This window comes from Bacillus sp. FSL R9-9530, from assembly GCF_038008145.1.
GTDB lineage: Bacteria > Bacillota > Bacilli > Bacillales > Bacillaceae_G > Bacillus_A > Bacillus_A mycoides.
The window spans coordinates 1,833,903-1,859,569 of record NZ_JBBOYO010000001.1 but is presented as its reverse complement, the minus strand read 5'-3'; the positions used below and the strand labels follow the sequence as shown (position 1 = coordinate 1,859,569).

25 protein-coding genes and 6 pseudogenes are annotated in these 25,667 nt (G+C 33.6%); 20 read left to right on the top strand and 11 right to left on the bottom strand.

What is annotated here, in order from left to right:
* Positions 1 to 48: 48 nt before the first annotated feature.
* On the bottom strand, positions 49 to 756 hold the full coding sequence (ric, locus tag MKX66_RS09230; protein ID WP_098168008.1) for an iron-sulfur cluster repair di-iron protein: 708 nt from the start codon (positions 754 to 756) through the stop codon (positions 49 to 51).
* Positions 757 to 1,177: 421 nt separating this feature from the next.
* On the opposite strand from ric, the pseudogene MKX66_RS09225 reads away from it, so the two are divergent.
* Positions 1,178 to 1,749 (top strand): annotated as a pseudogene (locus MKX66_RS09225) (group-specific protein).
* Between the two features lie 124 nt (positions 1,750 to 1,873).
* Here MKX66_RS09225 and MKX66_RS09220 read toward each other — a convergent pair.
* The gene (locus MKX66_RS09220) at positions 1,874 to 2,809 is read right to left on the bottom strand and encodes an excalibur calcium-binding domain-containing protein (RefSeq protein ID WP_201051989.1); all 936 of its coding nucleotides are present in this window, start codon (positions 2,807 to 2,809) and stop codon (positions 1,874 to 1,876) included.
* A 208-nt stretch (positions 2,810 to 3,017) separates the two neighbouring features.
* Between MKX66_RS09220 and exsG the strand changes: the two genes are divergently transcribed.
* The 3 genes from exsG to MKX66_RS09205 all read left to right on the top strand — a co-directional run bounded on the left by exsG (position 3,018) and on the right by MKX66_RS09205 (position 5,419).
* Positions 3,018 to 3,170, top strand: a complete 153-nt coding sequence (gene exsG / locus MKX66_RS09215; protein ID WP_000395678.1) for an exosporium protein ExsG — start codon at positions 3,018 to 3,020, stop codon at positions 3,168 to 3,170.
* A gap of 216 nt (positions 3,171 to 3,386) precedes the next feature.
* Positions 3,387 to 3,596: a hypothetical protein gene (locus MKX66_RS09210; protein WP_046959276.1), complete on the top strand. Its 210-nt coding sequence runs from the start codon at positions 3,387 to 3,389 to the stop codon at positions 3,594 to 3,596.
* Between the two features lie 239 nt (positions 3,597 to 3,835).
* Positions 3,836 to 5,419, top strand: a complete 1,584-nt coding sequence (locus tag MKX66_RS09205; RefSeq protein ID WP_374101545.1) for a lipase family alpha/beta hydrolase — start codon at positions 3,836 to 3,838, stop codon at positions 5,417 to 5,419.
* Between the two features lie 186 nt (positions 5,420 to 5,605).
* Here MKX66_RS09205 and MKX66_RS09200 read toward each other — a convergent pair whose 3' ends face one another.
* The gene (locus tag MKX66_RS09200) at positions 5,606 to 6,190 is read right to left on the bottom strand and encodes a hypothetical protein (protein ID WP_002127124.1); all 585 of its coding nucleotides are present in this window, start codon (positions 6,188 to 6,190) and stop codon (positions 5,606 to 5,608) included.
* 190 nt (positions 6,191 to 6,380) lie between these two features.
* On the opposite strand from MKX66_RS09200, the gene MKX66_RS09195 reads away from it, so the two are divergent.
* From MKX66_RS09195 to MKX66_RS09185, 3 genes and pseudogenes are all read left to right on the top strand, one after another.
* The gene (locus MKX66_RS09195) at positions 6,381 to 6,530 is read left to right on the top strand and encodes a hypothetical protein (RefSeq protein ID WP_002012544.1); all 150 of its coding nucleotides are present in this window, start codon (positions 6,381 to 6,383) and stop codon (positions 6,528 to 6,530) included.
* A gap of 191 nt (positions 6,531 to 6,721) precedes the next feature.
* A complete protein-coding gene (locus MKX66_RS09190) occupies positions 6,722 to 6,997 on the top strand; it encodes a stage V sporulation protein S (protein WP_002035358.1) in 276 nt (91 codons plus the stop codon).
* A gap of 157 nt (positions 6,998 to 7,154) precedes the next feature.
* Positions 7,155 to 7,427: pseudogene (locus MKX66_RS09185) on the top strand (IS3-like element ISBt2 family transposase); the annotation flags it as partial.
* A gap of 371 nt (positions 7,428 to 7,798) precedes the next feature.
* Here MKX66_RS09185 and MKX66_RS09180 read toward each other — a convergent pair.
* The 4 genes and pseudogenes from MKX66_RS09180 to MKX66_RS09165 all read right to left on the bottom strand — a co-directional run.
* Positions 7,799 to 8,098 (bottom strand): contact-dependent growth inhibition system immunity protein, encoded by a 300-nt coding sequence (locus MKX66_RS09180; RefSeq protein WP_002141479.1) that lies wholly within the window; start codon positions 8,096 to 8,098, stop codon positions 7,799 to 7,801.
* A gap of 12 nt (positions 8,099 to 8,110) precedes the next feature.
* Positions 8,111 to 8,521 (bottom strand): annotated as a pseudogene (locus MKX66_RS09175) (RNase A-like domain-containing protein); the annotation flags it as partial.
* Between the two features lie 315 nt (positions 8,522 to 8,836).
* A complete protein-coding gene (locus tag MKX66_RS09170; protein WP_002141482.1) occupies positions 8,837 to 9,124 on the bottom strand; it encodes a contact-dependent growth inhibition system immunity protein in 288 nt (95 codons plus the stop codon).
* A 17-nt stretch (positions 9,125 to 9,141) separates the two neighbouring features.
* A pseudogene (locus MKX66_RS09165) lies at positions 9,142 to 9,561 on the bottom strand (RNase A-like domain-containing protein); the annotation flags it as partial.
* A 3,018-nt stretch (positions 9,562 to 12,579) separates the two neighbouring features.
* On the opposite strand from MKX66_RS09165, the gene MKX66_RS09160 reads away from it, so the two are divergent.
* The 3 genes from MKX66_RS09160 to MKX66_RS09150 are packed head-to-tail and all read left to right on the top strand — an operon-like array spanning position 12,580 to position 13,802.
* Complete coding sequence (locus tag MKX66_RS09160; protein ID WP_097855281.1) at positions 12,580 to 12,750, top strand: hypothetical protein; 171 nt, start codon at positions 12,580 to 12,582, stop codon at positions 12,748 to 12,750.
* Between the two features lie 27 nt (positions 12,751 to 12,777).
* The gene (locus tag MKX66_RS09155; RefSeq protein ID WP_197210001.1) at positions 12,778 to 13,260 is read left to right on the top strand and encodes an ArpU family phage packaging/lysis transcriptional regulator; all 483 of its coding nucleotides are present in this window, start codon (positions 12,778 to 12,780) and stop codon (positions 13,258 to 13,260) included.
* Entirely contained in the window at positions 13,260 to 13,802 is a 543-nt protein-coding gene (locus tag MKX66_RS09150; protein ID WP_326996510.1) for a site-specific integrase, read from the top strand. Before MKX66_RS09155 ends, MKX66_RS09150 begins: the two co-directional genes overlap by 1 nt.
* Positions 13,803 to 13,907: 105 nt before the next feature.
* On the opposite strand, the gene MKX66_RS09145 is transcribed toward MKX66_RS09150, so the two are convergent.
* Entirely contained in the window at positions 13,908 to 15,047 is a 1,140-nt protein-coding gene (locus tag MKX66_RS09145) for an Ig-like domain-containing protein (protein ID WP_215591186.1), read from the bottom strand.
* Positions 15,048 to 15,704: 657 nt separating this feature from the next.
* On the opposite strand from MKX66_RS09145, the gene MKX66_RS09140 reads away from it, so the two are divergent.
* On the top strand, positions 15,705 to 15,938 hold the full coding sequence (locus MKX66_RS09140) for a hemolysin XhlA family protein (protein ID WP_326996512.1): 234 nt from the start codon (positions 15,705 to 15,707) through the stop codon (positions 15,936 to 15,938).
* Between the two features lie 415 nt (positions 15,939 to 16,353).
* Here the strand turns inward: MKX66_RS09140 and MKX66_RS09135 are convergent, their stop codons facing one another.
* Positions 16,354 to 16,677 carry a WGxxGxxG family protein gene (locus MKX66_RS09135; protein ID WP_215591188.1) on the bottom strand — a complete coding sequence of 108 codons (324 nt, stop codon included), beginning with the start codon at positions 16,675 to 16,677 and terminating at the stop codon, positions 16,354 to 16,356.
* Positions 16,678 to 17,022: 345 nt separating this feature from the next.
* Here MKX66_RS09135 and MKX66_RS09130 point away from each other — a divergent pair, with 345 nt between their 5' ends.
* The 4 genes and pseudogenes from MKX66_RS09130 (at position 17,023) to MKX66_RS09115 (ending at position 19,104) form a co-directional block, all read left to right on the top strand.
* Positions 17,023 to 17,538, top strand: coding sequence for a DUF3231 family protein (locus MKX66_RS09130; protein WP_000512143.1), 516 nt, complete (start codon positions 17,023 to 17,025; stop codon positions 17,536 to 17,538).
* A gap of 569 nt (positions 17,539 to 18,107) precedes the next feature.
* Positions 18,108 to 18,275: a hypothetical protein gene (locus tag MKX66_RS09125; protein ID WP_044441988.1), complete on the top strand. Its 168-nt coding sequence runs from the start codon at positions 18,108 to 18,110 to the stop codon at positions 18,273 to 18,275.
* A gap of 58 nt (positions 18,276 to 18,333) precedes the next feature.
* Positions 18,334 to 18,768 carry a hypothetical protein gene (locus MKX66_RS09120; RefSeq protein ID WP_215591189.1) on the top strand — a complete coding sequence of 145 codons (435 nt, stop codon included), beginning with the start codon at positions 18,334 to 18,336 and terminating at the stop codon, positions 18,766 to 18,768.
* Positions 18,765 to 19,104: pseudogene (locus MKX66_RS09115) on the top strand (HNH endonuclease). Before MKX66_RS09120 ends, MKX66_RS09115 begins: the two are co-directional and overlap by 4 nt.
* A 114-nt stretch (positions 19,105 to 19,218) precedes the next feature.
* On the opposite strand, the pseudogene MKX66_RS09110 reads toward MKX66_RS09115, so the two are convergent.
* Together MKX66_RS09110 and MKX66_RS09105 are read right to left on the bottom strand one after the other, a co-directional pair.
* Positions 19,219 to 19,908: pseudogene (locus tag MKX66_RS09110) on the bottom strand (helix-turn-helix domain-containing protein); the annotation flags it as partial.
* 621 nt (positions 19,909 to 20,529) lie between these two features.
* Positions 20,530 to 21,219 carry a hypothetical protein gene (locus MKX66_RS09105; protein ID WP_113734563.1) on the bottom strand — a complete coding sequence of 230 codons (690 nt, stop codon included), beginning with the start codon at positions 21,217 to 21,219 and terminating at the stop codon, positions 20,530 to 20,532.
* Positions 21,220 to 21,328: 109 nt separating this feature from the next.
* On the opposite strand from MKX66_RS09105, the gene MKX66_RS09100 reads away from it, so the two are divergent.
* The 5 genes from MKX66_RS09100 to MKX66_RS09080 all read left to right on the top strand — a co-directional run bounded on the left by MKX66_RS09100 (position 21,329) and on the right by MKX66_RS09080 (position 25,525).
* Entirely contained in the window at positions 21,329 to 21,976 is a 648-nt protein-coding gene (locus MKX66_RS09100; protein ID WP_002065130.1) for an HD domain-containing protein, read from the top strand.
* On the top strand, positions 21,973 to 23,868 hold the full coding sequence (locus MKX66_RS09095; RefSeq protein WP_002127139.1) for an ABC-F family ATP-binding cassette domain-containing protein: 1,896 nt from the start codon (positions 21,973 to 21,975) through the stop codon (positions 23,866 to 23,868). The genes MKX66_RS09100 and MKX66_RS09095 overlap by 4 nt, the downstream gene beginning before the upstream one ends.
* A gap of 75 nt (positions 23,869 to 23,943) precedes the next feature.
* Positions 23,944 to 24,675 carry a Bax inhibitor-1/YccA family protein gene (locus MKX66_RS09090; protein ID WP_215591191.1) on the top strand — a complete coding sequence of 244 codons (732 nt, stop codon included), beginning with the start codon at positions 23,944 to 23,946 and terminating at the stop codon, positions 24,673 to 24,675.
* A gap of 95 nt (positions 24,676 to 24,770) precedes the next feature.
* Positions 24,771 to 25,025, top strand: a complete 255-nt coding sequence (locus tag MKX66_RS09085; RefSeq protein ID WP_002012563.1) for a DUF4318 domain-containing protein — start codon at positions 24,771 to 24,773, stop codon at positions 25,023 to 25,025.
* Between the two features lie 161 nt (positions 25,026 to 25,186).
* Positions 25,187 to 25,525 carry a single-stranded DNA-binding protein gene (locus MKX66_RS09080; RefSeq protein ID WP_002141572.1) on the top strand — a complete coding sequence of 113 codons (339 nt, stop codon included), beginning with the start codon at positions 25,187 to 25,189 and terminating at the stop codon, positions 25,523 to 25,525.
* Positions 25,526 to 25,667: the final 142 nt, after the last annotated feature.

Here is a 25,667-nt window from a genome sequence, read left to right as displayed (position 1 = left end):
AATGAAAAAGCAGGACATAAGTATTTACACTCATGTCCTGCACTTGATTTATGCTCTCGTAATGGCACGTGGAAATAAAATATTATTTTCTAAATGAATATGCTCAAATAAATCAGACTCTAGCGCTTCAAGACGTTGATAAACAAGTCGATAAGTGCCGCAAGCTCCTTCTGGAGGAGTAAAGTCATTTGTCACTTTACGAAGTTCTTTTATAATATTTCCGGCATGATTGTGCTCATTTTCTAGTTCATCTACTACTTTACGTAACTTAGCATAGTTTTCATCAGTTGGATTGTGTTCAAATTCTAAAATTAATGGAAAATCTTCTGTTTCTTCTTTAATTAAATGCTGTTCTAATTCCATTTTAAGTTCATGAAACAGCTTATGAATTTGAGCTAAATGAGGCTGATTTGCTCCATGAACGCGTAATACTTTCGTCACATATGGACTTAACTGCGGTAACTCTTCATTTAAATAACGATGATGCTTATTAATTACATAATCAATCAATTCGCGATAAGAAGCATTTTTCCAATCAATTTCAGATTCATTTAATCGTTTCGTATTATGATAAAGCGTATTTAACTCTGTAATTACTTCAGAAGCTGATAAATTTCTTTCATGAATTGCATCAATAAGTGGCTTATTACCACCACAACAAAAATCTATTCTATACGATTTAAAAAGATCACTAGCTTTCGGAAATTGTGTAACAATCTCACCAACAATTGAAGTTTCAGTAAATGTATGTTTCATATGAATGCCTCCATAAAGTTTAAATGTAATATCTAAATTAAGAATAGCGATAAATGAAAAACAATGTGGTGATTGAAATCACTTATTATGTGTCTGATTTGAGAATAATAGGAGTGATATTTAATAGAGGAAATAATAGAATTGATGACGAAGAATTTTTTGAGCAGGAAATTATCCATAGGGCATTATTAAGGTATAGATAAGTTACAAATTTATTTTCTATCAATCTAAGATGCTTTTGGGTAGGAAGTATATCTTTTATCCCGCGTTAACGGACAGTAAAACTCCCACCTCAAAATTCAGTTGGAGCAAAGGAGTTAGGTGAGAGATCAACTGTCCGTAAACGTCCGATTGGTTCAACTAATAATCCGTGGAGGATGAACAAAACCCCCTATAAAGTTTCACTTTATAGGGGGTTTTTATGGAATATGTTTATCATATGGTACCAGAAGAACTAAAAGGAGAATATTTAATCCCATTAAATGAATTGAAAAGGGTATATCCAATTTTATATGGTGAGTATATACAAAAATATAAAGATCATACTCAAAGGGAGAACTTATTAACACGTAAAATACCAAAACTAGAATGTTTATGGAATGATGTTGTGCATTTTTTACCACTGCACCCTTATGAGATTTATAAAGTATTGTTGGAAATAGGAATAAACATTAATACAAATAAACTGTTTTATAAAATTCCTATTAGCGCACTGAATGGTCAGTGTATGGCAATATACAAGTACTCAAAGCATAATTTTGGGATGGACCAAATAGAGAATTAAAAGAATGTGAAATAGAACTCATCAACTTTAATGAATATAGAGAATTAAAGCAATTAAATACCTGCACAAAAGAATATTACAGAGATGAATACGAAAAGGGTAGAAGATTTGGGATGTTTCACCTAATTTCACATGTTCTTGTCAAAGGGAAAGTGGAGGTGAAACATATTGAAATCATTAATTGGAGTATTGACCCAGTTAATGATTAATTGTTACAAGTATAAAAAAATAAGATGCCAATTTGAATTGATATAGGGCTTACAAGAATGGAAGAGTAATAAGATTCTATACGTAATAGTAAAAAGAAGCTTACTAGAAGCTTCTTTTTCATTGCTATTTTTCACATGCGACTCCATCGCCATCTTTGTCTAGTTTACGGCTATACCCTGGTTGATCTTTATATAACGGAGCTTTCCCAGCAGCTCTAACTGCATCACAGTTTTTGTAATATGCATTACTAGTATTTCCGGAAGCAGGTTGTGTTTGAGGTTGCTGTGCCTTTTTCTGTTCCTCTTGTTGTTTACGAGCTTGTTCATCAGCTTGGCGTTTTTGCTCTTCTTGTTGCTTACGAGCTTGTTCATCAGCTTGGCGTTTTTGCTCTTCTTGTTGTTTACGAGCTTGTTCATCAGCTTGGCGTTTTTGCTCTTCTTGTTGTTTACGAGCTTGTTCATCAGCTAGACGTTTTTGCTCTTCTTGTTGTTTGCGAGCTTGTTCATCAGCTAGACGTTTTTCATCCTCTTGCTTACGAGCTTGCTCTTCGGCTTGGTGTTTTTCATCCTCTTGCTTACGAGCTTGTTCATCGGCTAGACGCTTCTCATCTTCTTGCTTTTGAGTTTTCTCGTCCGCTTCTTTCTTTTTATCATCTTTTTTCTCTGCATTATTAGAAGCGACTTGTTTATTTGTTGCTGTCGTCTTTTCAGAAGAAGGAGCTGAAATACTTGATAATGCAACAAAAATGACAAATAAAATAGCAGTGATAATAAATTGTTTTTTTGCTACACCTGTCTTTTTAATTACGGATAAGATTGCTAGAACAAGGAAAAAAATAAATAAAATTAAACTTAAAGTAGCAAAAAAATCGATGAATGGGTGTTCAGATTTTGTAGTGCCCATTCCTATTAAGAGAATTGAAATCATAAAAAGAATAACAGTAGGACGACCATATTGTTTTGCTTTTCCATTTTTCTTAAAGAATGAAATGATACATAGTATTAAAAGAATAAAAGCAATAAAAAATAAAGCTGCACCAATATTACTCAAAATCGCCATTTTTATACCTCCATTTGTAAGATTTTCACTATTGATTATATAGGAACTTATTGGATATTACACGATTTATATAAATTTAGAAAATTAGTATTTTTAATAGACTTATAAACATTTATTTTATATATAAGGAAAAATAGATATATTCCTTATTACATTTTTAAAGAGAATTCATAAAGTATAATATATCGATTGAAAGGAGGGGGTTTAAATGGAATTTCAATTATTGGTAACTTGTATATTACAAGAAGGTAATGCTTTCTTTTTAGTAACGAAAGTAGACGATGTTATTACGTTAAAAGTACCGATTACTGCGGGAGTAGCAGGTTTATTCTTAGCTTTAGGTGTACCAAGATGTTCTTAATTTAAATTTCTAGAGTAGAAGAGAAGGGATATTCCTTTCTCTTCTACTCTTACATAATATGATTATGTAAACTGAAATGTTGTTTTGTAATAGCACGTTTAAAATGGACATGCATATACTATAATGTTTCATTGGATGTTAGTGATGAAAGGTAGTTTTCACACGTGCATGTAATGATGTTCATTAAGTTATGAAATTAAAGAGGTGCTATTATATATGAAAAGAAGAACATTTGATATTCCAGTTACATTGCGAAGAGAGTGGTTTTTAATAGAATTAGCCCATTTAACGAAAAAATATGGAATTGAAATTGCAACTAGCAAAATGGAAGCTGCACCGTTTTTAAGAGATCAAGTTACGGAATCCAAAATAGGATCAGGGCTCCAATACGATAAATATGATGATGAGTATATCATTGATTTATAAGAAAGAAGCTGCGTATAAAAGGTTATGAAATAGACCTTTTATACGCAGCTTTTTTAGCTAGAAATATGTTGAGAAATTTTTAATGAGCTTAGTAGGAAAAGGAATGAATACATGTTGAGAGAATAACGTTTCATAAGAAAGGACAGTTACTAGTTATTTCACCTGCAAAAATAACTAGAGTAAAAATAGTGCTTCCTTTCAAAAAAGGGGGAATGTTAATGAGGATTTTGAAAAGGTGTATGTTATTACTTCTCGCATTTTTTATTATGACTCCGATGGCTGTTAGTACGAAGGTAGAGGCGGAGGAAGTAAAAGAAATTAAAACGGGATTTCCAGATAAAGAAGTATTTACACCTGGAGAATGGTTTTTAGGTCAAAAACCTGCTAATTACGATGAGAATAAGCCTCCAATTCTTTTTGTACAAGGAAGGAACGGGAATGCTGATAGTTGGTATGGAAATACAGTGTATCACGATATCAATGATATGTATGACTATGCTTTAAAAGCAGGATATCAAACAGTATTTATCCAATTATATGATGCTGCTGGGAAAGGGTCAGCTAGTCAGTGGGACAACGGAAAATTGTTAGCACAAAAATTAGAAGAAATATATAATCACTTCGGTAAAAAAGTTAATATTGTAGCACATAGTAAAGGCGGTATCGATACACAGGCTGCATTAGTAGGATATGGCGCAAATCGATTTGTCGGAAATGTTGTAACGCTTGCGACGCCACACCATGGATCAAACTTAGCGGATTTATCATATAGTTGGTGGGCAGGATGGCTGGCTTCTATATTAGGTCAAAAAGATGATGGTACGTACTCATTACAAATGGGCGAAATGGCAAAATTTCGTTCAACGATTGATAATAATCCAGCAGCTAAATTAAACCGTTACTATACGGCTACTGGGACTAGCTGGGGACCAGTATTTTCTGCGCTATCTATGGGCGGGTTCTATTTGTCATCATACGGTTCAAATGATGGACTAGTAAATGAGTGGAGTGCTAAGTTACCGTATGGAACGCATTTATTTACAGATTCCAGATTTGATCATGATAATATACGAAAAGGATCTGCTGTTTTCTCTCGAATTGAACCATATTTACGTACAGCAAATGTAGCCGTACCAGCTTTAGTAGCATCCAGCACTAGTTCAAATGAAAATATAGAACAATTAAATACAACTTCAAATCAAAACATATTAGGAGGAGATTTGCCACAAAATCAGTGGATAGAGCAAACTGTTACGGTTGATAAAAAAGCTGAAGGAATAGTTTCTATCTTAACAGCGTCTTCTGATGTAGAAGTACAAATGATGTCTCCAAATGGAAAAATGTATACAAATAAGGATAGCGTTATTACTACTGGTGAAGGTGAATCTTTCTTTGGTGGTGCGACAATTAGAACATTTAAATTTGATAAAATGGATGTAGGAGAATGGAAAGTTAAAATGATGGCGAAGCAGTCGAAAGATGCATTTTTGATTGTAAGCGATTACAAGAGTGGTGCACCATTTGTTCTCCAAATGCCTACAAAAGTTAAAGTGAATAAATCTGAGTATAAACTGAAAAAATCACCTGTGGCACCTGAAATGAAAGGGGATCTTTCTATAACAGTAAGAGTAGTTAATAAAGAAGGGAAACTAGTCTCTGAATACAATGAATTACAAAAGGGTAATAACAACACGTTTACTGGTGCTTTGAAGGACATAAAGCAACCAGGAGTATATAACGTTACGATGGATATAAAAGGGACGAATAAAGAAGGACAACCGTATAATCGTACAATTGTTAAGTCGGTTTATGTGGAGAAGTAAGAAAGAATGAGAAGTTTTTAATATAAAAAGTACCGAACTTTTGTAGTAGAAGAGTTCGGTACTTTTTTCATGTTTATTAGATTAACAGAAACGTACAATGGAATTTATGTTTGATTATAGGAATCAAAAGAGCATTATTCAATAAAAAAAGATGCTGAAATAGCATCTGAATGTGAGGGAATAGTATTAACTTAGTTTTGTAACTGTTAATTCAACTGAATTTATACCATTATCACAAGTTACAATACTTTGATGATTAAAACCACTATTATTTCTAAGTTGAAGAGTTGAATTAGCAGGCACCGTAACAATAGTTTCGCCAACTAGTTGAAGGCATTCGTTATTTGATGAAGTATTCATTTGAAAAGCGAAATCACCTTGACTATTAGCAAGTGGATTATTATTTAAAAATATAGTTATGACTGGAATATGGGGAAATACAGGATTTAACGTAGTGTTAATACTTGAAATGAAAGAAATTCTATAATCACCAGCTTTACTAAATTGTATAGTAGTCGGATTTAATAAGGAAACTCCCCCTGCCAAAGGGCCAACGTGATTAAACGGAAAAGAACCGCCAAAAGGAACAGTTATAAACTCAGTTTGCCAAAAAGTGCCGTAAGCAGGCTTAGATGATTTATGTGAATGGTCGCATGAACATTTTTTATACGAACTGGAAGATTGATGGCACGAACATTTTTTATATGAACTAGAAGAAGAGTGGCATGAAGATCTTTTATATGAACTTGAAGAATGATAGTATGAACCCAATATATTACCTCCTATTATTAATAAATGTATAACACATAGTAGTTTATGCAATCGAAAAGCAATTGGCGTGTATACTTGTCCATATATAAGGTAATAGATTTGGGATAAAAAGCTGGCATAATATAAAGTGCTCTAATGAGGAGATATAGTTTTCAAAAAAATGGAGTTAGAATATTCTATGTAATGAATTTTGGAGAAGAAAAAGGATGAATATTTAGCAGATAACTCTATCCAAGGTTTTAAAATGTTGAAGTATTTAAACTTTAAGATAGTATATCGCCAAAGTAAAGAAGAGAAGTATTTAAAGGACAGCATTTTAGTGAAACAGAGAAATGGATAAAGCGATGATTAAGTTTTTAACTTAGTCGTCGCTTTTTATTTATGTAGTTGTGCAGGAAGAAGGCAAAAAATATCGAATGAATGTAATTATACAGAATTGTTTGTATTTATTTCGAATAGTAGTTAAAGATACGTTAGTTATATTTCAAACAGTAAGAAAAGAGAGATTAAATAATAGAGGGAGCAACTTACATGGAAAATATATTAAAGGTATCCTCAAAATCAAGTCCGAATTCAGTGGCAGGTGCAATAGCGGGCGTACTAAGAGCAAGTGGCAAAGTAGAAATCCAAGTGATTGGAGCTGGTTCTTTAAATCAAGCGATTAAAGCAATTGCGATTGCAAGAGGTTTTGTAGCTCCAAGTGGCATTGACTTGGTTCTTGTTCCAGCATTTCAAGAGGTTACTATCGATAATCAAGAAAGAACAGCAATCAAATTAATTGTAGGTCCTAGAAGGAGAAGGTCTTAATAGCGAGCATTAATATAAGGGGATTTGAAAAGGTCGCTAGATAAAGTAATAAAAAGACCACTCTCACTTTTGAAGTGAACCCGAATAGTGGTACATGAGAAAAACACCTCCTGAATTCGCATACTAAGTATGCAAATTCAATGGAGGTGTTTTTCGTTTGAAGACAAGAGTTCATTATCCAGAAGAAATAAAGTGGAAAGTGATTGAGATGAAAAAGGATGGTTATTCAAATCGTACCATTATGGAGATACTCGAAATTAAAAATGTTTCCCAAATTAAGACATGGATGAAATGGTATCGTACAGGTCAAACTTATCGTTTTCAACAACCTTTAGGAAAACAATATTCTTATGGAAAAGGGCCAAAATAGCTAAATGAATTGGAACAGCTACGATTAGAAAATAAACATTTAAAAACAAAATTATTTTGTTATTGCTGGAATAAAATGCTGGTATTTTTCGCGATATACTCCTACTAATTTTTCTTCACCATTAATTATCGTGTAGATTTCCGCTCCGTTTTTTGGTTCTAAGATTCATATTCTGGAATAATCCGTCCGTTTTCGGACATTACAAATCCATTTCCTGTTTGAGGATATTGTAAGTAGTCGCTAGGTTATTTATTGGTCATTAAAATTATCGCCATAAGGGATAAAAAGTAAATGTAAACGATCCGCTACAATATAAAGTACACAATAGAAAAGGGGGAAATATACTATGTTACGACAAATGAAGCTTTTGTATATATGAAGTAGAAAAAAGTAAAAGACCACCTGTAAAGGGCGGTCGAAAATCGTTCTTACTATTTATTTTTTAATGCTCTTTTTAAGAGGTCAACTATTTGCTCTAGCCATTCTATAGGGGTAAGGTTTAAAGCAGGAAAATAAATTTCGGCATTATATTTAATGAACTCTTCTTTTTCATGAACAGTTAAACCACTTTGTAGGAATGATGTAATGTCTTCAATCGTATTCTCTAAACATATATTAGTAACTTCAGTGATAAATTCGTTTATGGCGAATTCGAGTGATTCAATATCTTGATGGAAAGTTCCTGCTAAAAAACCACCTAATTCTTCATATTGTGTGTATTTATCTTTCATGTAAACTCTCATCTATCTTTCTGGATATCCTGTAATAATAAAACTACCATCTCTGTCTTTTTTTAAAACAATTTTTGCATTTGTTACTTCTGAGATAATTTCTGATCCTCTAGCAACATGCCTACCAGTAATATCTGTACTTTGGTATCTTAACGGTAAGGTTGGCCTGCTGTTAGGGTTATTTAACCATCTGTTTATTTTTTCCGTATTTTGCGGGTTGCTTAAAACTTCATTTGTTATTTTTTCAGCCGTAGCTCTATCGGCAAAGGTGGACGCACCTGTTATTGTAGAATTACTTTCTAATCTTTGCAATAGTTCTTCATCCGTTTTACCTACATGTCTTTCTAGTAAATGTCCACCTCTAGCCTCATGTGCAGCTAGGCCTCCTCCAGGGGCAAGTGAACTGCTATCACCAGGTTTTACCTTACATGAAAGCTTTACAACTTATAAAATAAAAAAGGTAGTTATTTCGATTTCCTTTTTTAGATTCTATTTCTGTATTAGAAGAACATAGTAGATGAAGGATTAAAGTTTAAAATTAATGGGTGATAATAACAAATAACTTTGAACAATTTGTCATTATCACCTCACTAACTATTGAATGTATATTTGTTATACGGTAGCCCCATATGGAAAGGAAAATATACAACGTAACAGTAAATGAAGTCTATATGTTTGTGAAGTAAGATAAAAGCCGTTTCCTTTAGTAGAGACGGCTTTTGGGTAGCATTGCATTTTTTATCTTTTTTTTAATAAATCAACGGTTTGTTCTAACCATTCTAAAGGTGTTACTTTTAATCCCTCAAAATATATTCCATCTGCAGCTTCTTTTATATATCTGTTTTTTTCTTCGTTACTGTAATCACTTTGAATAAATTTAGTTAAGAAAATAATAGCATCTTGTATATATTCTTTGTTTTCCTCTTCTATTAGTTCTTGAATTACCTCTTCATAGAAAGAATCTTGATGAAAGTTTCCTGCTAGGAATTGATAAATTTCATCTTCTGGATTGTGTTTTAATAACATATTTATCCTCCTATTTATTAATTTGGATAGCCAGTTAAAATAAATTTTCCGTTTGCATCTTTCTTTAAAATAATTTTAGCATTGGTCATTTCCTCAATTGTCGTAGAACCTCTTTGAATTCCTCTACCAATTATTTCATTACCACTATAGGGTAAGGCTAAGGGCCGATTATTACGTGAATTATTTAACCAGTTTTGAATAAGTTCTTGGTTTCTAGGGTTATTTAAAACATTGTTAGCTATATTTTCAGCTGTCGCTCTATCTGTAAAGGTGGATGCACCTGTTATTCTAGTATCACTTTCTAATCTTTGCAATAGTTCTTCATCCGTTTTACCTACATGTCTTTCTAGTAAATGTCCACCTCTAGCCTCATGTGTAGCTAAGCCTCCTCCAGGGGCAAGTGAACTGCTATCACCAGGTTTCACTGTATCTTGGTTTGTTGAAGAAATTTAAACAAAAGCGTTATTTGAAAACAAAAAAAGAGCGTACAAATGAGTAGGCTCTTAGAAAGATAGGCTTTATGAGTATTGAATTACCATATACTTTATGTTTCTTTTGCATAATCGTGTAAAAAAAATTAAATAAAAGAGCACATATTAAAATGTGCTCCTTAAAAGGTGTCAGCTCACAAGGCCTAATTTGTAAGCTGAATACATGTGCAGCCGATATTAATATATGTATTTTCTCATGAAGGGTGAAAAGAGAGCACTTTTTCATAGTGCTCTTTGTAAGGTGATTCCTATAAGTGAAAAGCTTCCGTATTAATACTATATGCTTGTCTTATCAAAAGGTGAAAGCTTTTATATAAATGTTTTATCTAATAACAAACTTAAGAGCATGCAGTTAGCGATGCTCTTAGACAAGAAAAATTGATATTTATGGGTGAAGCCTCTTCATACAATAACATATGCTTGTCCAGTTTAAACGTGAAAAGTTTTTAACAAAATGGTTATGTAAATGAAAAAGCAGCTAGCAAAGGCTAACTGCAATGAGAACATTACAACCATTAATTTAAGGAGTACAAAATCTCATGGTTGAGTATAGTATAAGCAGAAATTCTAAGTTTATGTAACGAAAATTAAAAAAGAACAATTAATTATATTAACTGCTCAATGTAATAGAACCTGGGCAAGAAGCAAATTGTACTGTCATTAGTATTAGTGGAATATCGAATTTTATTATTTTTTTAACAAAATATTAATTTTATAGTAAATAAAAAAGAGCACACATATAAGCATGCTCTTTGATAAGAAAGGTAGATTTTTTGAATGGAGAGTTTCCATACAATAACATATGCTTGGCCAATTAAAAGGTGAAAATAATTTAACAAAAATGCTATTTTAGTAAGGAACAAGTTTAAAAGACCCTGATTGACACAGGGTCTTTTAAAAGGGAACAACACTTGACATGTTAAAAATTATGACTGAAAGGTACTTTTATATTACCATTATTGGGATTTTAATTCCAATAATGGTTGTTGAGAAATATAAACTTTATTTCGCACAACAAAGCAGCTAGCTGAAGTAGCTACCTGCTCTATTGTACAATTTTAGAAATTCATTGGATACAGATATATGTTGTAACAAAAAGTTACATCAATAGTATAAACAAATATCAAAATATTATGCAGGAAAGAAAACTAAATTAAAACTTCATTTAGCACAACAAAGCAATCAGCTTAATTAGCTAACTGCTTGTTGTACAAAAGAAAATTAGGCCCTACAAGTTAATATGTGTAACTTAAAGTTACAGTTATAGTGTTAGCAGGACTGGAAATGTTATACGGGGATTAATGCAATAAAAATTTCATTTTGTATTAGTTTAAAACCAAAAGAGAACACTTAATAAAGTGCACTCGTGACGAGATTATCCAATTGTAAAGACTATTTCAATTTATAAAGAAACACAGAATATTATATGTGTGCCCAGTTAATTGAGTGCTTTTTGCAAACAAAGAGCAGCTAGCAAAAGCTAACTGCTTAGCCCCAAGGAAGAGAGAGGAGCGCTTGATTAGGTCTAATACTAAAGGCTGAAATGAAGATTTAGAAAATTAGACCTATATATATTATGAATTTCATTTTGGAAATTATGCACTTTAAATATTTTTTGGCAGACAATTATAAAAAGCTGTCTGCCAAGTGAATGAACATTTACGTTTTTATTAGGCTACATCTGTAATAGCCCATAAATAGTATATGCTTAAATTCTAAATTTATGTAATGGAAACTAAAAAAGCAGTTAGTTATATTAACTGCTCTATGTAATACAACCTGGGTCAGAAGTAGATTGTACTGTCATTAGTATTAGTGGAATATCAAATTTTATTAATTTTTTTAACAAAATCCTTATTTAAATAAAAAGAGCGCTTTTTAAGGCGCTCTATGACCAAGAGAGCATTGAAATAAGATGATCTTGATTATTGTATGTATGTTCGTAATTTATGTGTAGTTTATAAACAAAATCGTTATTTAAATAAAAGAAACCCCGTTTGTCTGCGGGGTTCCTAAGGGTAATCGTCAAGTGATGACGTACTCGACTAATTAACAATATCATGAATTTTTTGGTAAAAATACTGGTAAATGTGTCCAAATGGATGAGGTCATCATTTTGAACAAAAACGCTATTTTGCACAACAAAGCAGCTAGCTGAAGTAGCTAACTGCTAAGCCCTCAGAGAAAGGGGAAAAGAACATTACAGAGGTCACTGTGAATTCAAGCTGTATCAGCCCATTTATAGTATTGGACAGAATTTAAAATTTTATTCGAATAAACTCAAAAGAGCAGCTAGCAAAAGCTAACTGCTCACCTCTCGACCAAGAGAGCTAGAGTGGGAAGAATTTAAAATAACCTTTTAAATTCTTCCATAGTATCGGAAAAAATTAGAATTTTATTCACTTAAAACTTAAATTAGGAAGTTCAATAATTGAATGTATCTATAGCATAGACAAGGTTTAAAAATTTATTCAAGGGAAATAAGGAATGGGTACTTATTGAAAAAAGGCAGTCAAGGAGTACTTCAAGGAGCAAGAGTTGGAACGCAATAAAAAGCAGTTAGCAAAAGCTAACTGCTCGAATCATGGAATGTGTTTAAGAAATGGGTTGTCTACAGTATTGACGTAATGTTGAGTTTTATTCAGGCGTAGAAGGTCTTTTTCAAAAGAAAAACGCTAGGATTTCTCCTAGCAAGTCACAGGGTATTCGTGCATAGACGAATTTACTTATATTATAACGCAATAACTAACTGTTCAAGATGTTAATGTTATTAATTTTTTTTACGAGATAATTACATTTGCAAATTGAGAGTAAAGTTAGATTTGAACAAAATAATCCTTTTAAAGTGAAAGCAAACTGAATATAGTCCGGCTAGAAAACTAGAGGACACCAATTCATTAAAGCAGTAATTAAAGCTGTTTTAAGAATAGGTGTCCTTTTTATTTTGAAAAAGGGGATGGGGAAATGAAGGTGCTAAGAGATCAGTTACGTGAGTGGGAAAAGCAATCAAAACAAGCAAAGAAGAAAAATAAGAAAAAACGAAAAGAGAAATTAAGCACTCGTGACATTGAAGATTTAATGGGAATTCATGGGCCGCGTTATGAGCGTAGACGTGGAGCTTTAAGACAAAAATAATTAAAAAATAAAAAGGAGTGGTCTTACATGACTAAACAATTATCTTTCTTACCAAAAATCGATAGAACGGCAACACAAGAGGAATTAGAAGGCGTTTTGGAAAGTGTACGTATACATAGACAATTCGGGATGATGCGTAAAGAAATGAAAGTCACTCCTTCTTATGAAATACGTGAGCACGGTCCTACACATACAGTTGGTAAGCCGTTAGAAGATGTTGCCATAGCAAATATTCAACAAAGTAAACGAGAAGAATGGCTTGAAAGAATGTCATTACGTATTGATCAGTTTCTAAATCGATTAGGAAACGGACGTGCAGGAATTATCCAAAGGGATATTATTTATAAACGTTATTTAGAAGAAGAGGACGTATGTGATTACATTGTTTATAACGAAATCGGAATGTCAGAGCGTACTTATCGACGTTGGAAGTCCAAAGCGTTTTATAAACTTGCTTTTGCACTTGGATTAGAAGTTTACGAGACAGAAGAAACGAGAGGTAATGAGTAATGAATTTTGTTCAGCCAATACGTGATCCAGAAGAAATACAGCAGCTAAAAGAGTATTTTAAGGAGAAGAGTGTACGAAATTATATTTTATTCATTATGGGAATCAATACAGGCCTGAGAATCTCTGACATTTTAAAATTGAAGGTAGGAGATGTCAAAGGCAGTCATATATCTATGCGGGCAAAGAAAACAGGGAAACAGAAACGAATACAAATTACTGCAGCACTGAAAAGAGAACTTAAATGGTTTATTGAAGAAAGAGAAGACAATGAGTATTTATTGCAAAGCAGACAAGGTAAGAATCGTCCAATTGGTCGTAGCATGGCATATAAGATACTAAGTGGAGCGGCGGCAGAGTTCGGATTAGATGAAATAGGAACACATACATTAAGAAAGACGTACGGATATCATATGTACATGCAAACAAAAAACATAGCATTACTCATGGAGATATTCAATCACTCTTCAGAGAAAGTCACGTTACGTTATATAGGCGTAAACCAAGATGCAATGGATAAAGCAATGACTAGGTTTAAAATCTAATCATTGCTTATTTCTTTTTAAATCTAGGGGTATCGCAGCATTTTGGGAAAAAAGACTCGACCGTTTTTTGGTCAAGCCCTGTATTAAATTACAAACTATTTCCCTTTAAGCACCAGGAATAGTTGGAACCAAACTCTGTACTACTTTGATGAGATTATTTGCGATATCTTGTTGTTGAGATGTAAGTGTATCAGATCCATCAATGAATACTGTAACGCAGATCGGACAAGCTTCGATATGAATCCCCAATAGATTAATAGCTAGACCACCTGGTATATCCACAGTAAGAATCGATGTGGAACCTTCAGGAGGAGTACAAGTCTGACAGTTAGTTTCAAGAGCCATAGAGTCACCTTCTTTCTTGATAGAGTTATTATATAAATATGTTCGAAGATACTCAAAGGACAAAGGTATTTGTACAAGCTTCGAAAATTGTGTTAGTGACTCAGATTTACCCCCAATGAACTCAAATCCTTCAGAAGATGTTACAATTATTGGATTAGTATCGGTATCGTGTACAATGAAAATTCCACCAAGCTTGGTGAATTCATCAATGATTCCTCCTGGTTGCATTAATTCCATGACGTCCAGATCAGTAATATTCCCTTGAATTTTGATCCAAACACACCAGTAATCCGCTGCCAGTTGTTTACCTGTAGTGTATTGATCTTTGATAATTGATGGAGATATCTGCACAACAGTATATTGAGTGAGTGACCAAAGTTGTTTGGCGAAGTCATAGGAAGCAACATCATTCTCAAGCAGTAAGACGCCCTTACCAAAAACGAAAGTGCTACTAGGACAATTCATACTGGTTGTCTCAGTAGTAGAAACTGTTTTATTTATATCCAACGTATAATCATTGGATCCCTTTAAATTTGTCATTTGAACCACTGGTTCAGTAACGGTGAGACAACTATCCGAACTCATGATTCCGTCTAATCTTGCAAAAATTTGAGCTTCCCCAGTATTAATTGCTGTAGTCAAACCTTTTGTTTCTTCCTCATTTGAAACTATTGCACTTGAAAGATTGCTAGAGTACCACTCTACAAGTTTTGTAATGTCCCTAGTTGATTTGTCAGAATACGTGCCTGTCGCAGTAAACTGATGGCTCAAACTTGAACAAAGAGATAAAGTCTTAGGATCTATCTTGATGGAAACCAAGACACATATTCTTTTTTCGTAACATTCTTTCTCTTTTGGGATAAACAGAATAGGAGGGTTAAATTGATTGGAAGTGTTCATTTGTGTTAGCCTCACTTTCTTTATCAATACATTTAATCAATATATGTTACATACAGAACTCGGTTTGGACTTGACCGCTCCCCTGATTATTTAGTTCATTTTAATCTGAAACTATTCACTTCCAGCAACGATAATTATGTAAATAAGCTGTCCAAATGGGCAGCTTATTTTATTTTTCCTCATAGCGTAGGTTATTTTGCTGGTGGTATCCCTATACAGTTACTCATAATTTTCGTACTGTGTAACTCAAAAGAGAAAGTAAAATGAAATCAATGGTACCAAGGGATTCAGCAAAAGGGGCAGTTACACACAATATAAGATATGGGTAAGTGAAGAAAAGGGATAAAAAAGGAGCGGAGTTCGTCAAACAGATGTAATGCTCTATTACTTTTAAGATAAGAAATTCATTGTTTCCGATTAATTGTATCCGTTTTTTGTGATTGTTGTGATTTGAATCATAAGTCCGCCACAATTTGAACCATAATATTGCCATAAATCTTTTTTTTACACATAAACTTGCCGTATTTTTTATTAATGTAGTTTGATGGGCAGGTGGTGCAACCCTAATAGATTTGGGACCTCTCTTTGCATCACTATCCTTTAATTATCATATACATATAAAGTATTAAAATTAAATTTTAATACTTTATATGTTATATGACAAAATTGGAGGAACTAGAAAAAGATTTTAATCAAATGAAACTAGATTTAAAAGCTATGCAACATGATATGAAAAATTTAGAAACAAGAATACTAGTAGCTGAAAAGGATGTTTTAACTATTAATAAACAATTAGATAAAATTAGTGCAAATACTACATGGATTTTACGATTAATCATAAGCGGATTGTTAACAGGAGTACTTGGTGTAGTAGCAAAAGCCCTGTTATAGGAAAAAAGGATGTTGGTCAATCAAAACGGATTTAGTGAAGCAAAGAGAATATTTGATTTGATTAACTAGCGTGGGAGCCCTTCAAAGATTGAGGGGCTCAAAGGGAACAGTCCTCCATAGGGTACACACTTTACTGTGGATGTGGTCTACATATATTTTGACAGTCATAGAAATTATCGCCTGTTCTTAACAAGCGATAGGTGAAACAGTCTTGGACAGTATAGGCAAACATTGAGGTTATAGGAGGATCGCCACAAACCGAAAGAACCATAAGCCTGCCCAAGCGGCAAAATTATGGCTCAAATCACAATTGTTATTGATTTTTAAAAAATAAAAAATCGCCTTATTAAAGGCGATTCATTTTGCATTTTTTTGATAAATAAATATTTTTTAAAATTAAATACAATGTTCTACATTAACGTCTTTCTGGATCATTGTCTTTTTTTCTAAGACCAAATAATCCTACTAGCCCCAGTAAACCAAGCCAAGCCCAATTATTATTTTTATTACGATTATCATTTAAATCATTTGTCGTATTTACATTTCGAGTTCTCACATCATTATTAACTCTATTCATATGATAGTCATTAACTCTATTCGTGTTATAGTCATTAACTCGAGTTGTAGTATTGTTAACTCTATTCGTATTATATCCATCGTATTCAGCATGGACGCTTGTACCAAAAACCATAATAGTTAGTAATAGGGCACCTAAAATAGATGAAAGTTTTTTCTTCATGGTTTTCCCTCCTTTCGTATTTAGTAATATCTCCAGTTCCTTTAGACAATATTCGGTTGAAAATATATAAAACCATTTGAATTGAAATTCCAATAAACATCTTTAATTTTTATTATTAAAAGTACTTATAATAATGGATTAAGTTAATTGAAATGTATTTATTCTTTATAAGAATAAATTTTTGGTAACGGTACATTCTATGAGAGGTAATTACTATATTTGGGTAAGGTGTTCCTTATGAGTTATAAGAATTTATTTTCTTTAATCAAGAACATGGTTGGGAAAATTTTTTCTATAGTAAGTATTGTTGCTAAAAGTCTAATTTCTTTAAGGAGGAATATTTTTATGGGTATTTTAAGTGGAAATCCACAAAATGAACCAATGCACTACGGAGAAGTCTTTGGAATTTGGAGTTACCTTGCAGCGGCACAAGGTGCAATTGCTGGATATCAAGTTCTTATTAACCACACAGGAGACGAGGATTTAAAGAAATTTTTAGAAAACCTTGTAGAGAATGATATTCAATCAGAAGTTGAAGAATTAAAAAATATATTAAAATTGAATGGTGTTGCATTACCACCAGCACCTCCAGAAAGACCAGTTGCATCTATTGAAACGATTCCTCCTGGTGCTCGTATTAATGATGCAGAAATTGCAGCTAAAGTTTCTATGGATCTTGCTGCTGGGTTAGTAGCATGTAGTCAAGCTATGGGACAATCTCTTCGAGAAGACGTTGGAATGATGTTTGGTCAATTTCATATGAAAAAGGCCCAAGCTGGAGCTATATTACTTCGTCTGAATAAGAAAAAAGGTTGGATTATTCCGCCTCCATTACATGTTCTACAATCAGATCAAGCATAATAACTAAATAAAATTCAATCTATTCTTTATGGTTGTTGCAGTGAGGTTGTCTAGGGAAATAAAGGCGATTAGCAAATTAAAATAATTGGCAGAGTCGTGACCGCTTTTTGGCAGTAAATGTGTCGGTTGTTTTGGAATCAACGTGATATCTTTGTATTGTGAGTAGTGGCGGAAAACATTGCTCACAAAACTCCTTATATCTGAAAATGGATCGTCATAACCGGTGGCGATGGTTGCAGATTGGCTGAACAGTTGTTTCTTGATTTCACATTCAATTGCAATTCACGTTGTGTAAACGGAGAAGGGCTTTTGCTCTTCTTCCAGTTACTTAATATTGTTACCTAGATAAGTGTAAACAACGTTAGGTGGTTGGAAGAAGAATAAAACTTCATTTACCGTATTTATAGTAATAGCATAAGATTTTGACGAAAGGGCAACTGACGCATGGTTGCTCTTTTATAATGCCAAAAGTGTATAATTCGTGTGAGATTTGAAAAAATAGTATATTATCTTTCTCGATGTACATATTAAATAAAGTGTTTAATATCATACATAAAAGGCGGGAGAATATGAGTGAAAATAAGAAAAATGAAGAATTGAATAAGGTAAAGAAGTATTATTTTAATGAGGATAATCAGCCAGTAGCTGGTATAGAGTTAACTTTGCCGCCTGATATAGGAAGCTTGTTAGACCCGAAATCAGTTAATGATGAAAGTAGAGATATTGATAATGAATAAGTTTAATCTAAGCATCCATTCGGGTGCTTTTTATTTTATAGATAAGGAGTGAGGATAGATGTGTGAGGTACGTACAGAAACAAGATATTTCAATCGTTCTGAATGTTTAGCGTGTGGTCATCAAAATAAGGTGTATCATCCATCTAAAGAAAAATATCAAGAAGTAACCGTTTGTCCGAAATGTAACGGTGCTTTTGTAGATATGTTTAAGTTAGGGAAGTACAAACAATCGGATGATATAAAAGCTAACGAAGAACCTTTATTACAAATTGTGCAATCAGATATCAATGCTGTTCCTATTGTGCTTTATAAAGGCGAAGAGATAAAAGGTAGAGTAAGAGTTAGTTTTGATTGGAAGACAAACTATAATTGTAGATTAGGTTCTTACATTCACACCGAACACGTTGAACCAGATGAACAAGGTATTAACACAAAAAGCATACAGCATAATCATCCTATTGTGGGAGAACAGGTAGAGTTCTTTCGGTTATGAAAGAATACAAAACCAAACAACAGAAGCGTAAGTTCTATTACAGTGGCGAGTGGAAGAGTATACGAGAACAAGTAAAGAAACGAGACAACTATGAGTGCCAACCAAGAATGTAAACGAAATGGTCGAGTTCAAACTGATACCAATGAGTATAGTGAGAGCGCAAAGCGTAAGAAGATACAACTCGTTGTTCATCATATAAAAGAACTAGAACATCATCCAGAACTTGCATTAGAAATAGACAATCTCGAAACAGTCTGTGTTAATTGCCACAATAAAGAACACGGAAGAACATTTAAAAAGAAAATCAACAAATGGGAACATGATGAAAAGTGGTGAAAATGATTCGGAAACAGCACCCCCCCTTAAAATATTTCATCAAAAATTGCTCTAAGGGGCACCGGAGGAGGGGATCGATTTTCTGAATTTATCACCGTTTTCGCGCGTTATATTAGTAACCTCTTGGTCCTTAGTAAATGCTTTATCACCTGTAGAGAAGTTTGTAACTTTATTGCACTGTCTTACGACCTTCCACAGTTCTTGAATTGTTTTTGATTCACTGTAAAAAGAGCTAGTTAAAGAAACAAAACGTTCTGGTACCCAGTGAGCTACGAAATCAGCTTCTTTAATGTTTTTTTCAGGAGTATTGCTATTCTCATTACTATTACGTTTGTTTTTATCTTTTATATTTTGTTTTAAGGAAGAAGGGGTTGTTTTAATGGTAGGGCACTTTGTAGGAGTTTTTGTATTTACCTTGTCGGATACTTCTTCCACAATTGGTTGAATGATAATGGCATTAGAAGTTTGTAGCATATCTTTTGTGCGCTTCATTGCCACTTGTTTAATCATCTCTAAATCGACAAGTTTCTTCATTAAACGTTGTACAGTTTTATATGAAACTTCCATCTATGCAGCAATTCTATTTCTGCATAGGAAACTAACACCTACATATTTAAAGCTGTGGCGCTTTAAAATTTCAAGTAATGTAATTAATTTAGATTGTACGTCAGTACGTTTAATAGACATACGAATGTTGTCTCTGTATGTACGTACAGTTTTATTTAGTTCTTCTAAATCTGTGAATGATGATAAATTATGGAAGGATTCTTTACTTGCGATAACATCGATACGTTTCTTTTCCATCATTAATTAGCCCCTTTGTATAAACAAAAAAGCAACAGAATGCCAATTGTAAGCAAACTGTTGTTAAGGAGCTCTTACGTACTGTAAAATAGTCCGTAAGAGTACAGCAAGTGTTTGTGCCTATCTAGCGTAGGCGGACGGTATATAGAGTGTTGGTATCACCTTATATACACGCTATGCTCTTTTGTTTTAGATTTAAAAATGCCCGATTTTATACAGTGCATTTTGGGTTATTTTGATTTATCGAATATACAAAAGGCTGATAAAGTAATGTTTCACAATGAATTTGATTTGAATTAATATCCTGAAATTTGTTCCGCACACAAGTTCAAAAATGGGAACGGTAATACCTATTTATCAAGGTGATTGTAATACAATATTTATTGTAGAAATGTATGTTAAATGAATTGTTTTTAAAATAAAAATCGATTTAATACAGTTTAATTAAAAGGCTATTATTTGCTCACATTTTGCTCACAAATAATATAAAAACACGTGAAAAAATATGAAATTCCCTATTGAAATAGAATGTAATATAACAAATGAAAAAGTGTCACAAATGCTTGTATAACAGGCGTTTGCGACACTTTTATAGTTTTGCTTAACACAAGATGAATAAGATTAAAACTGCTCATTCTTCTCCCAAGATTCCACAATATAATGTGCAATCGTCGGATTAAATCCTTTGCCAACTAAGAACATAATCGCAGCAACTTCTGTTAAAGCATGTTTGTGTGATGTATGTTTCGCTTCATTCAAGCCGTAATCTACCCAAGGTTTTACGAAATCAAGTACAGGTTTCTTTAAAGGTAAAAACTGTGTACCGACAACTTGTTGAATTTGTTGTTGCGTTGGTTCTGTAATAGGTCCAGGTGGTAAAATTTGAGGCTGCGTAATATCGAATGTAGGTCCAGGTGGTAAAATTTGAGGTTGCGTCGGATCGATTGTTGGTGGTTTTGGTGGTGAGACACGTGCGTCGTAGTTGGGTTGATACATTTGTTGTTGGTATTGTGGTTGTTGTGGCTGAGTTGGGTATGGATTTTGTTGTTCTTGAGTTTGCTGAGTTGGGTATGGATTTTGTTGTTCTTGAGTTTGCGGTGCTGCATATGGATTTTGAGGATATTCATAATTTGGACGTGTGTCATATGGATTTTGTTGTTCTTGAGTTTGCGGTGTAGCGTATGGATTTTGTTCGTATTGTTGTTCTTGCTGTTGTAATTCTTGCTCCTCATATTGTTCAGCATATCTTTGTTCCTGATGTTGAGGATAAAGAGGTTGTTGTGGGTAAGGCGGTTGGTTATTATAGAACATTTTTATTCCTCCTTCATAATGATGCTTACCACCTAGTGTATGGGCGGACAAGAAAATATGTGATGAAAAAATGCGGGCGTGTTACAATAAGTAACTGGGTGAAGATAAAATGATAAAACAAGAAAAAATACAAAAAACAATAACTTTCGTAAAGCATATTTTAGAAAAAGATGCGAGTGGGCATGATTGGTATCATATTGAACGCGTACATAAATTGGCGATTTCTTTATCCGAGCAAGAAGGGGGAAATCGTTTTATAATTGAAATGGCAGCATTACTTCACGATGTAGCAGATGAGAAGTTAAATGAGAGTGAAGAAGCAGGAATGAAAAAAGTTTCTGATTGGTTAGAAGAGTTACGTGTTGAAGAAGAGGAAAGTAAGCATGTTCTTCATATCATCGCCAATATGTCTTATAAGGGCGGTCATGGTGGCACAGTTGAGTCACTTGAAGGGAGAATTGTTCAAGATGCGGATCGTTTAGATGCTCTTGGTGCAATTGGAATAGCTCGAACGTTTGCATACGGAGGAGCGAAAGGGAGATTAATGTATGATCCAACTATCCCTCCTCGAGAAGTGATGACGAAAGATGAATATAGAAAAAATAATGATCCATCTTTAAATCATTTTTATGAAAAGCTTTTAAAACTAAAAGATTTAATGAACACGAACGCAGCAAAACAAGAGGCTGAAGTTCGTCATCGTTATATGGAACAGTTTATTGAACAATTTATGAAAGAGTGGAATGCACAAATATGAAAATGTTAACTGTGGAGAACTTATCGAAATCATACGGAGAAAAACCGTTATTTGATGGATTATCATGTAGTATTACAGAAGGACAACGTGTCGGAATTATCGGTGTAAACGGTACTGGTAAATCAACGTTATTAAAAATTATTGCAGGATTAGAAACTCCTGATACAGGTGATATGACGCATTCACGCGGATATACAATTAGTTATTTATCACAGCAACCAGAGTTTGATGAAAAACTAACAGTATTAGAGCAAGTGTTCCATGGTGATACACCTTTAATTCGTCTTCTTCGTGATTATGAACAATCGTTATTAAATATCGAAAAAGATCCAAGTAATGAAAAAGTACAGGAACAATTATTTGCAGTGCAGCAACGTATGGATGCGATGAGTGCATGGGAAGCAAATGCGAATGCAAAATCGTTATTAACGAAATTAGGAATTACTGATTTTACAGCAACTGTTGGAAACCTATCTGGTGGACAAAAAAAGCGTATTGCAATGGCGCAATGTTTTATTGAAACACCTGATTTATTAATTTTGGATGAGCCCACGAACCACCTTGACCATGAGACAGTTGAATGGTTAGAAGAATATTTAGCAAGATATACAGGTGCGGTATTACTTGTAACCCATGATCGTTATTTCTTAGATCGTGTGACAAACCGTATTTTTGAATTAGATAACGGTAAACTGTATAGCTACGAAGGAAACTACAGTACATTTTTAGAAGCGAAAGCACTTCGTGAAGAGCAAGAATCGGCACAAGAATCAAAACGCCAAAATTTATATCGTCGTGAACTTGCTTGGATTCGCCGTGGTGCAAAAGCCCGTTCTACGAAACAAAAGGCGCGTATTCAGCGTTTTGATGAGCTAAAGGGACAAGAAGGACCAGCAGCGAAGCAATCAGTTGATATTGCACTAAGTGGAAGTCGTTTAGGAAAGAAAGTACTTGAATTAAAAGATGTAACGAAAAAATTTGGTGATAAAACAGTATTACATAACTTTAATCATATTGTGAAGCCTGGTGATCGTATTGGAATTATCGGAGCAAATGGAAGCGGAAAATCATCACTATTAAATATGCTTGCAGGAAAATTCTCTCCTGATAGTGGTGAAATTGAAGTAGGACAAACTGTAAAAGTTGCCTATTATACGCAAGAAAATGAAGAGATGAATTTAAACCAGCGTATGATTGAATACATTAAAGAAATTGCGGAAGTTATTCATACGACAGATGGAAAAGTAATTGGCGCATCTCAAATGTTAGAACGTTTCTTATTCCTACCGCATTCACATGGAACAACGCTTGGTAAACTATCTGGTGGCGAAAGAAGACGGTTATATTTATTGCGTATTTTAATGGGAGAACCAAACGTACTATTACTTGATGAGCCTACGAATGATTTAGACACACAAACATTAACAGTGCTAGAAGATTATTTAGAAGATTTCCCAGGTGTCGTTTTAACTGTATCGCATGACCGTTACTTCTTAGATAAAGTAGTAGATGAATTGTTCATCTTTACTGGCGAAGGCGAAGTGCGTGAATTCCTAGGTAGTTATACAGAGTATTTAGAAATGGAAAAAACGAGAGAACTCATTGAGAAAGCAGAAGTTCAAAAGGAGAAAAAAGTAGTAGAAGAGGCTCCGAAACAACAACGTAAACGTAAACTTTCTTACAATGAGCAGCGTGAATGGGAAACAATTGAAGATACAATTGCACAACTAGAAGAGAAACTTGAATCAATTGGAGAAGAACTTACGAATGTTGGATCTGACTTCACAAAGGCCCAAGAATTATCTGAAGCAGGGCAGAAGATAGAAGAAGAGCTAGAAAAAACGATGGAACGATGGAGTGAACTATCCGACATCGTTGAAGGATTAAAATAAAAACAAGCTGCATATATTGAAAAGTAAAGAGAAAAACTTTACACTATTGGTAGAACCTATTTTAGGAGGGAAAAAATGAGAACATCTAATCCAATGTTGAAAAAAGAGGCATTCCGTAAAGAGGGAGCAAATACTTCCGCGATGACTATTGGCGGAACAGTAGGCAAAACGTTTATCATGCTTATCTTGCTGCTTGCAACGTCTGTCTATTCATACATACAGATGTCAAATGGTACGATGAAAATGCCAGTATTAATTGGTGCTTTAGTTATTGCGACAATCGTTGCGTTTGCATCTATCTTCTTCCCACGCATATCACCAATTGGTGCACCGATTTATGCGGCAGTAGAAGGGGTAGTGTTAGGAAGTATTTCAGCAGTTTATGCAATGAAATTTCAGGATTCTATCGTTTTAAACGCTGTATTACTAACAATCTCAATTCTATTTGCGATGTTAGTTTTATATGCAACACGCGTAGTGAAGGTAACTGATAAATTCCGCACAGGTGTTATGGCAGCAACAATGGGAATTATGGTTATGTATTTAATCGTATTCTTACTAAACATGTTCGGTGTTTCTGTTCCATATATTCACCAAGGTGGGACAATTGGTATGATCATTAGTGCAGTTATTATTGTAGTTGCTGCATTAAATCTATTACTAGATTTCGATTTAATCGAAAGCGGTGCACGTAGTCAAGCTCCAAAATATATGGAATGGTACAGTGCAATGGGTCTAATGATGACTCTAGTATGGTTATACCTAGAAATTCTTCGTTTCGTTTCTTACTTTACGAAAAATGACTAATAAAAAAATCCTGCATGAAATGTGCAGGATTTTTTTATTTTCAAAGATAAATTGAAAATATGATGTTGGCAACTTAAATTGAAGGGGGATGGAATATGATGAAAGAGAAAAAAGGGATTATGAAAAAACTATTTTCTAAAAGTTTTTTCATAGAACTAGATGACGCTTTAACATATCCATCAGCAGAAGTTATTCGTTCAGCTATTGAAAGCTATGCGGCTAAATGTAATGAACAATTAAAAATTGAGAGTAAAGTTAAACCGATTACTTTCTACTTAGAAAATGTAATGTACCGCGCTGAAATAAAGATGGCCCGCGGAGGATATTACATATCTTGCAGTGAAGTATAATATTTTTGGAAACCTTACATGTTTAAACTATGTAGGGTTTCTTTTTTTGATTTGTAAGATATAAAGTAATAATTTTTGCTTACAAACATATCATTTTGCGCTTTTTACCCTTCCAACATTTTTCTTTACAATGAAGAAAAATATGTGAGGTGGTATAACTTATGATGAATCGGGTTGTATTAATCGGTAGATTGACAAAGGAGCCAGAATTATACTACACAAAACAAGGTGTCGCTTATGCACGAATATGTGTTGCGGTGAATAGAGGTTTTCGAAATAGTTTAGGTGAACAGCAAGTAGATTTTATTAATTGTGTTGTATGGAGAAGGTCGGCTGAAAATGTAACAGAATATTGTACGAAAGGCTCACTTGTTGGGATTACAGGGCGTATTCATACGAGTAATTACGATGATGAACAAGGAAAGAGAGTATATAGAACTGAAGTTCTGATTGAGAGTATTACATTTCTGGAGAGAAGGAGGGAGGGTGCATCGCAATAATATTAGACTTTTAACGATAGTTTCGGATTAATTAGGTGGAAAGAGAAAGTATGATGATGGGAAGAAATCAATAAAATTAAGCATCCGAGTAGGAGTATAAAGGGGTAACATGTTACAATACAGCTAAGAACACGCAATAAAG